Annotated in this window: 5 protein-coding genes; 2 read left to right on the top strand and 3 right to left on the bottom strand. The window is 73.7% G+C overall.

What is annotated here, in order from left to right; genetic code table 11:
- Nucleotides 1–73: 73 nt before the first annotated feature.
- From NOD94_RS39735 to NOD94_RS39725, 3 genes are read right to left on the bottom strand one after another with little or no spacing between them, the layout of a single operon-like run.
- The gene (locus NOD94_RS39735) at nucleotides 74–1,369 is read right to left on the bottom strand and encodes a coenzyme F420-0:L-glutamate ligase (RefSeq protein WP_281211112.1); all 1,296 of its coding nucleotides are present in this window, start codon (nucleotides 1,367–1,369) and stop codon (nucleotides 74–76) included.
- On the bottom strand, nucleotides 1,366–2,325 hold the full coding sequence (gene cofD, locus NOD94_RS39730) for a 2-phospho-L-lactate transferase (protein WP_281211111.1): 960 nt from the start codon (nucleotides 2,323–2,325) through the stop codon (nucleotides 1,366–1,368). Before cofD ends, NOD94_RS39735 begins: the two co-directional genes overlap by 4 nt.
- A gap of 13 nt (nucleotides 2,326–2,338) precedes the next feature.
- Nucleotides 2,339–2,878: a cysteine dioxygenase gene (locus NOD94_RS39725; RefSeq protein WP_281211110.1), complete on the bottom strand. Its 540-nt coding sequence runs from the start codon at nucleotides 2,876–2,878 to the stop codon at nucleotides 2,339–2,341.
- A 642-nt stretch (nucleotides 2,879–3,520) separates the two neighbouring features.
- Between NOD94_RS39725 and NOD94_RS39720 the strand changes: the two genes are divergently transcribed.
- Together NOD94_RS39720 and NOD94_RS39715 are read left to right on the top strand one after the other, a co-directional pair.
- Nucleotides 3,521–3,784: a WhiB family transcriptional regulator gene (locus NOD94_RS39720; protein WP_003983763.1), complete on the top strand. Its 264-nt coding sequence runs from the start codon at nucleotides 3,521–3,523 to the stop codon at nucleotides 3,782–3,784.
- Between the two features lie 216 nt (nucleotides 3,785–4,000).
- Nucleotides 4,001–6,311, top strand: a 2,311-nt coding sequence (locus tag NOD94_RS39715) for a glycosyltransferase family 2 protein (protein ID WP_281211109.1), incomplete at its 3' end; no start/stop codon positions are given.

Raw genomic sequence — 6,311 nt, 5'->3', positions numbered from 1 at the left:
CGGCACGCCGGGAGCACGCACCGACCGCCGCGAGGCCGCCCTCCGGGCGACGACGGGAGTTTGACGACAGGCCCTAGCGGACCTCGACGAAGTCCTCCACCGGCCGGGCCGGCCGGTCGCGGGGCGGTTCGGCGGCGTGGCCCACGGCCACCGCCCCCATCGGGTCCCAGTGGTCGGGCAGGCCGAGCACCTTGCGGACGACGTCCCGGCAGAACATCGTCGAGGACACCCAGGCCGAGCCGAGTCGTTCGCCGGCCAGCGCGACGAGGAAGTTCTGCACGCCGGCGCCCATGGCGACGACGAACATCTCCCGCTCGGCCGCGTCCCGCCGGGCGTGCCCGTAGTCGTGGGCCCCATCGGTGACCATGCAGGGGACGACGAGGTACGGCGCGGCCCGCAGGACGTCGCCGCGCCGGATCCGGCGCGCGATGGACTCCTGCGACTTCCCGTCTCCCCGCAGGTCCTCGATCCAGGCGTCGCGCATCGCGTCCAGGAGCTCCAGTCGGGCGCCCGCCGATTCCAGGAGCACGAACCGCCAGGGCGTCGTGTGGTGCGGGGCCGGGGCGGTGACGGCGGCGGCCACGGCCCGCCGGACCGCGCCGGGGTCCACGGGCTCGTCGGTGAAGGCCCGTACGGTACGCCGCTGGGTGACGGCCTCCCGTACGGCCTCGGAGGTGCCCAGCCGGAACATGTCGTCGGCCGGGGCGCGGACGAGGTCCCGGGCGGTGGGGCCGTCGCCGAGCAGGTGGCCCAGGCCGCGGACGACGGCCACGGGCAGCCCGGCGGCCTTGCCCTTGACGAGGTCACCGGCGGCGGCGAGTTCGTCGGCGGTGGCCACGACGGTCGCGCCGAGCGGGTTGCCGTGGGCGTCGGAGCCGCCGCGCAGGTCGTCCAGGACCCGTACGCCGGCCGCGCCGATGGCGACGTCGGTCAGCCCGGTGCGCCAGGGCCGCCCGAAGGTGTCGGTCACGATGACGCCGACGTCGACGGACAGGGCCGCGCGCAGTCCCTCGCGGAGCGCGGCGGCGGAGGCGTCCGGGTCCTCGGGCAGCAGCAGGACGGTCCCGGGGGCGGTGTTGGAGGCGTCGACCCCTGCGGCGGCCATGACGAGGCCCTGCCGGTTCTCGACGACGCGCAGCGTGCCCCGGCGGGCGACGACCCGGACGGTTTCGGCGTCGATGGCCTCCTCGCGGGAGGAGGCCCGGTTGATGCGGCCCTCCGCCTTGGAGACGATCTTCGAGGTGACGAGGAGGACGTCGCCGTCGCGCAGGCCCGGGAACGCGGCGGCGATCAACGCCGCCAGGTCGTCACCGGGTCGGACCTCGGGGATCCCGGGGACGGCGACGACCTCGTACGAGGGAACGGTCACCGGGAGGACTCCGCCAGTTCGAGGGCGGCCCGTGCCATGGCGGCGGTCGCTTCGAGGTCGGTCATCATCAGCGGCACGGCGCGGCAGGTGATGCCGGCGGCCTCGACCTCGGCGACGGCGCCCGCGTCGGCGGTGTCGACGAGCCAGCCGTCGAGCAGCCCGGTGCCGTAGTGCAGGGCGACGGCGGCGGCGGTGGAGTCGACGCCGACGGCGGCGAGGACCTTGTCGGCCATGCCGCGCACGGGGGCGCCCCCGACGATGGGGGAGAGGCCGACGACGGGGGCGTCGGCGGCGGCCACGGCCTCGCGGATGCCGGGTACGGCGAGGATGGTGCCGACGGAGACGACCGGGTTGGACGGCGGGAAGAGGATGACGTCGGCGGCGGCGATGGCCTCCAGGACGCCGGGCGCGGGCTTGGCCCGTTCGGCGCCGACGGGTACGACGGCCTCGGCGTCGAGCGAGGCGCGCAGCCGGACCCAGTACTCCTGGAAGTGGATGACGCGGCGTTCGCCGGTTTCCGCGTCGGTGACGGCCACGTGGGTCTCGACGCGGTCGTCGGACATGGGCAGCAGTCGGACGCCGGGCTGCCAGCGGTCGCACAGGGCTTCGGTGACGGCGCTGAGCGGGTAGCCCGCGCCGATCATCTGCGTACGGACGATGTGGGTGGCGAAGTCGCGGTCGCCGAGGCCGAACCAGGTGGGTCCGACGCCGTAGGCGGCGAGTTCCTCCTTGACGGTGAAGGACTCGTCGGTGCGGCCCCAGCCCTGGTCCTCGTTGATGCCACCGCCGAGGGTGTACATCACCGTGTCCAGATCGGGGCACACCTTCAGCCCGAACAGGTGAATGTCGTCACCGGTGTTGCCGATGACCGTGATGTCCGCGTCGGGGACCGCGACCTTGAGGCCGCGCAGGAAACGGGCGCCGCCGATGCCGCCGGCCAGAACAACAATGCGCATGCCCGGCAGTCTGTCAGGCGGTGACCTGCTCCTGGTGGGCCGGGGAGCAGCTGTGCATCGGCATCTCGGTCAGGCCGGGGAAGTAGACGTGCAGGCTGACCGCTCCTTCGAGGGTGTCGTTGACGACCTCGTGGGCGTAGCCGGGGGCGAAGACGCGCTGGGATCCGGGGCCGAGGGGGAGCGGGCCGCGCGCGCTGTGCTCGGTGAGTTCGCCTTCGAGGACGGTCAGGACGCCGGAGGAGCCGCCGTGGCCGTGGAGGCCGCTGCCCTGGCCGGGGACCCAGCTGAGCAGCCAGACCTCGTAGCCGGGGCCGGTGCGCAGGCGGTGGTACCAGCGGGTGGTGGCGTCGTACTGGACCAGGTGTTCCCAGCCGGCGCGGTCGGCGGCGATGGAGCGGGCGAGGCCGACGAACTCGGCGATGGTGGCCGGGTGCTCGCGGGCGGGCTGGAGGAGGTGCTGGACGGCGAGGATGTCGCCGGCGATCTGGAGGTCGCTCTCGACGGCGGCCGGGGCGGTGGGGGCGACGGTGGTGGGTGCGGCTGCGCTGTTCATCGTGGGGGGTTCCTCGACGGATGTCAGTCGTGCGGGGCGGTTGCTGTGGGGGAGCCGGTGCTCAACGGGAGCCGGAGCTCCGGGGGCATCAACAGCTGCAACAGCAACAGCGAACCTGGGCAGCGCACAGGAACCCACGAATGGGGGTCCGGGTGGCGGCTGCGGGCGCTGACATGAAGACAAGGAGAACGGGGGAAGGGTCGGACTGTCAACCCAATGTCCGTTTTAGGGGAAAAGTTTCACCTCATCCGGTTACCGTGCCCGGAGAAAGGTTTGTGCAGTCCACGCCAGGGGATGTGCCGCTCCAGTACCGCCGAAACCGCCCTCAAACCCACTTGCCTCGACTCGTGACCGGAATGTGATCCGCGCCGCATGTTCGGCCGAATCGCAACCCCTCCTTCGGAGTGACGCGTCGATCAAGGGGCAGGAGCGCAACATCGTGACGCCCGTGGCTTGTGTCACGATTTTTGGCGATATGAACACTTTCTGCATAGGCTTGGTTCCGCAGAGTGAATAAGGGGCCCAATAGCAGATCCCGGCTTGACTGGGCAGGAGCCACACACTTGTAATTTCACTCGTGTCGTTACGTAGCTATCAGTGACGGCAACACCACGGGGACGCACAGAAGAGCGAGGGGCGCACATGACCGAGCTGTTTCAGGAACTGCTGGTCGAGGAAGCGGACGAGGAGCTCGGATGGCAGGAGCGCGCTCTGTGCGCCCAGACCGACCCCGAGTCCTTCTTTCCCGAGAAGGGCGGCTCCACCCGCGAGGCCAAGAAGGTCTGCCTCGCCTGCGAGGTCCGCTCCGAATGCCTTGAGTACGCCCTCGCCAACGACGAGCGATTCGGCATCTGGGGCGGCCTCTCGGAACGCGAGCGGCGCCGCCTGAAAAAGGCAGCGGTCTGAACCCCCCGGAGCACGGCCGGCCGGGCACCCGCAGCGCCACCCACTCCATATCGAACGGCACCACCCGCAGGACTTCAGCAGAGCAAACGGTCCGCCTCCCGCACCTTCCCCGCAGGAGGCGGACCGTCGTCTTTCCAGCCGTTAGTGTGGGGCGCTGTCCAGCAGCCTCCGAGGGCACACCACCCCCGGATCCCCGGCCGGAGGGCCCGTACCGCGATGTCCCTGCACAGCAACTCGACGGCCTCCCACCGGACAGCCGCCACCCCCGAGTTCCCCCGGCACGTCGTCACCGCGGTCCTCGTCGCCCATGACGGAGCCCGCTGGTTGCCCCAGACCCTCGCCGGACTCCTCGCCCAGGAACGCCCCGCGCAGAACCACGTCGCCGCCGACACCGGAAGCGCCGACGAATCCGCCCGGCTGCTCACCGAGGCCCTCGGCCGCGACCGCGTCCTGCACCTCGCCCGCCGCACCGGCTTCGGCGCCGCCGTCGACGAAGCCGCCCGCACCGCGGGCGTCCTGACGCCCGAGGACCTCCCGTACCTCAAGCGCCCCAGCGGCTGGGACCCCGTCAGCCGCACCTGGCGCGACGACGCCCACGACCTCCCCGAACACCCCCACGGCGAACCCGTCCAGTGGCTCTGGCTGCTCCACGACGACAGCGCGCCCGAACCCGACGCCCTGACCGAACTCCTGCGCGTCGCCGACGACAACCCCGAAGCCGCCGTCATCGGCCCCAAACTGCGCGGCTGGTACGACCGGAAGCAACTCCTCGAAGCGGGCGTCACCATCGCCCGCGGCGGACGCCGCTGGACCGGCCTCGACCGCCGGGAACAGGACCAGGGCCAGCACGACCAGGTCCGCCCCGTCCTCTCCGTCTCCACCGCCGGCATGCTCGTGCGCCGCGACGCGTACGACGCCCTCGGCGGCTTCGACCGCCGGCTGCCCCTCATGCGCGACGACGTCGACCTCTGCTGGCGCGCCCACAGCGCCGGCTTCGACGTCCTCGTCGCCCCCGACGCCGTCCTGCGCCACGCCGAGGCCGCCGCTCGCGAACGCCGCACCGTCGACTGCGTCGGCCGCTCCGCCGTCGGCGCCCACCGCGTCGACAAGGCCGGCGCCGTCTACACCGTGCTGGCCAACACCTCCGGCCGCGCCCTGCCCTACGTCCTGCTCCGCCTCCTCGTCGGCACCCTCCTGCGCACCCTCGGCTACCTCGTCGGCAAGGCCCCCGGCCAGGCAGTCGACGAGATCACCGGGCTGCTCGCCACCCTGCTCCGGCCCGGCCGCGTCCTCGCCGCCCGCAAGGCCCGCCGCAAGCCCGCCGTCCCCGCCGCCGAACTGCGTCCCCTGTTCCCGCCCCCCGGCGCCACCCTGCGCGCCAACGCCGAACAGTTCCTCGGGTACCTCGGCTCCGACCGCGACACCGACCGGCTGCCCGCCGGCCGCCACGGCGGCGCCACGGAGTCCGGGCCCGGCGCCGACGACGCCGACCACCTGGAGCCCGCCCCCGCCGGCCGGCTCCGGCGGACGGCCCGCAACCCGGCCCCCGTCCTCTTCGCCCTGCTCCTGCTCGTCTCCCTCGTCGCCTGCCGCGCCCTCCTCGGCGGCGGCGCCCTCCTCGGCGGCGCCCTGCTCCCCGCCCCCGGCAGCGGCCTCGAACTGTGGCGCGGCTACACCGGCGACTGGCAGCCCGCCGGCATCGGCACCACCGCCGTCGCCCCGCCCTACCTCGCCGTTCTCGGTGCCCTCTCCGTCCTGCTGTTCGACTCCACCCGGGCCGCGCTGACCCTGCTGCTCGTCTGCTCGGTCCCGCTCGCCGGACTCACCGCCTACTTCGCGTCCCGGCCGCTCGTCGAATCCCGACTGCTGCGCGCCTGGGCCGCCGTCGCCTACGCCTTCCTCCCCGCCGTCACCGGAGCCCTCGCCGGCGGCCGCCTCGGCACCGCCGTCCTCGCCGTACTGCTCCCGCTCATCGCCCGCTCCGCCGTCGCCGCCGCGGGCTTCGCGGACGGCCCCGGGGGGCCCGGCCCGCAGGGCGGCCGGCGCGCGCTGTGGACCTACACCCTGCTGCTGACCCTGGCCACGGCCTTCACCCCCGTCGTGTGGCCGCTCGCCGCCGTCCTCGGGGCCGCCGCACTGCTCGTACGCCGCGGCCGCCGCACGAGGTACGCCCTGCGGCTCCTCGTCACCCTCGTCGTACCGCTGCTCGTCCTCGCCCCCTGGTCCCTGGGGCTGCTCGCACACCCCGGCCGCTTCCTCGACGAGGCCGGACTGCCCTACGCGGGCCGGCCCGCCGACCCCCTCGAACTCCTCGTCGCCGGTCCCGGCGGGCCCGGTACCGCCGCCGCGCTGCTGTTCGCCGGCGCCGTCCTGGCCGCCCTCGCGGCCCTGCTCCGCGCCGACCGGCGGCTCGCCGTCCGCACCGCCTGGACCGTCGCCCTCGCCGGGCTGCTGCTGGCCGTACTCCTGAACCGCGGCGGCTGGGCCGGACCCGGCACCCTCCTCTACGGACTCGGCCTCCTCGCCG

The organism is Streptomyces sp. Isolate_45, from assembly GCF_024721315.2.
Taxonomy (GTDB): domain Bacteria; phylum Actinomycetota; class Actinomycetes; order Streptomycetales; family Streptomycetaceae; genus Streptomyces.
This window is presented reverse-complemented; position numbering and strand designations above follow the sequence as displayed.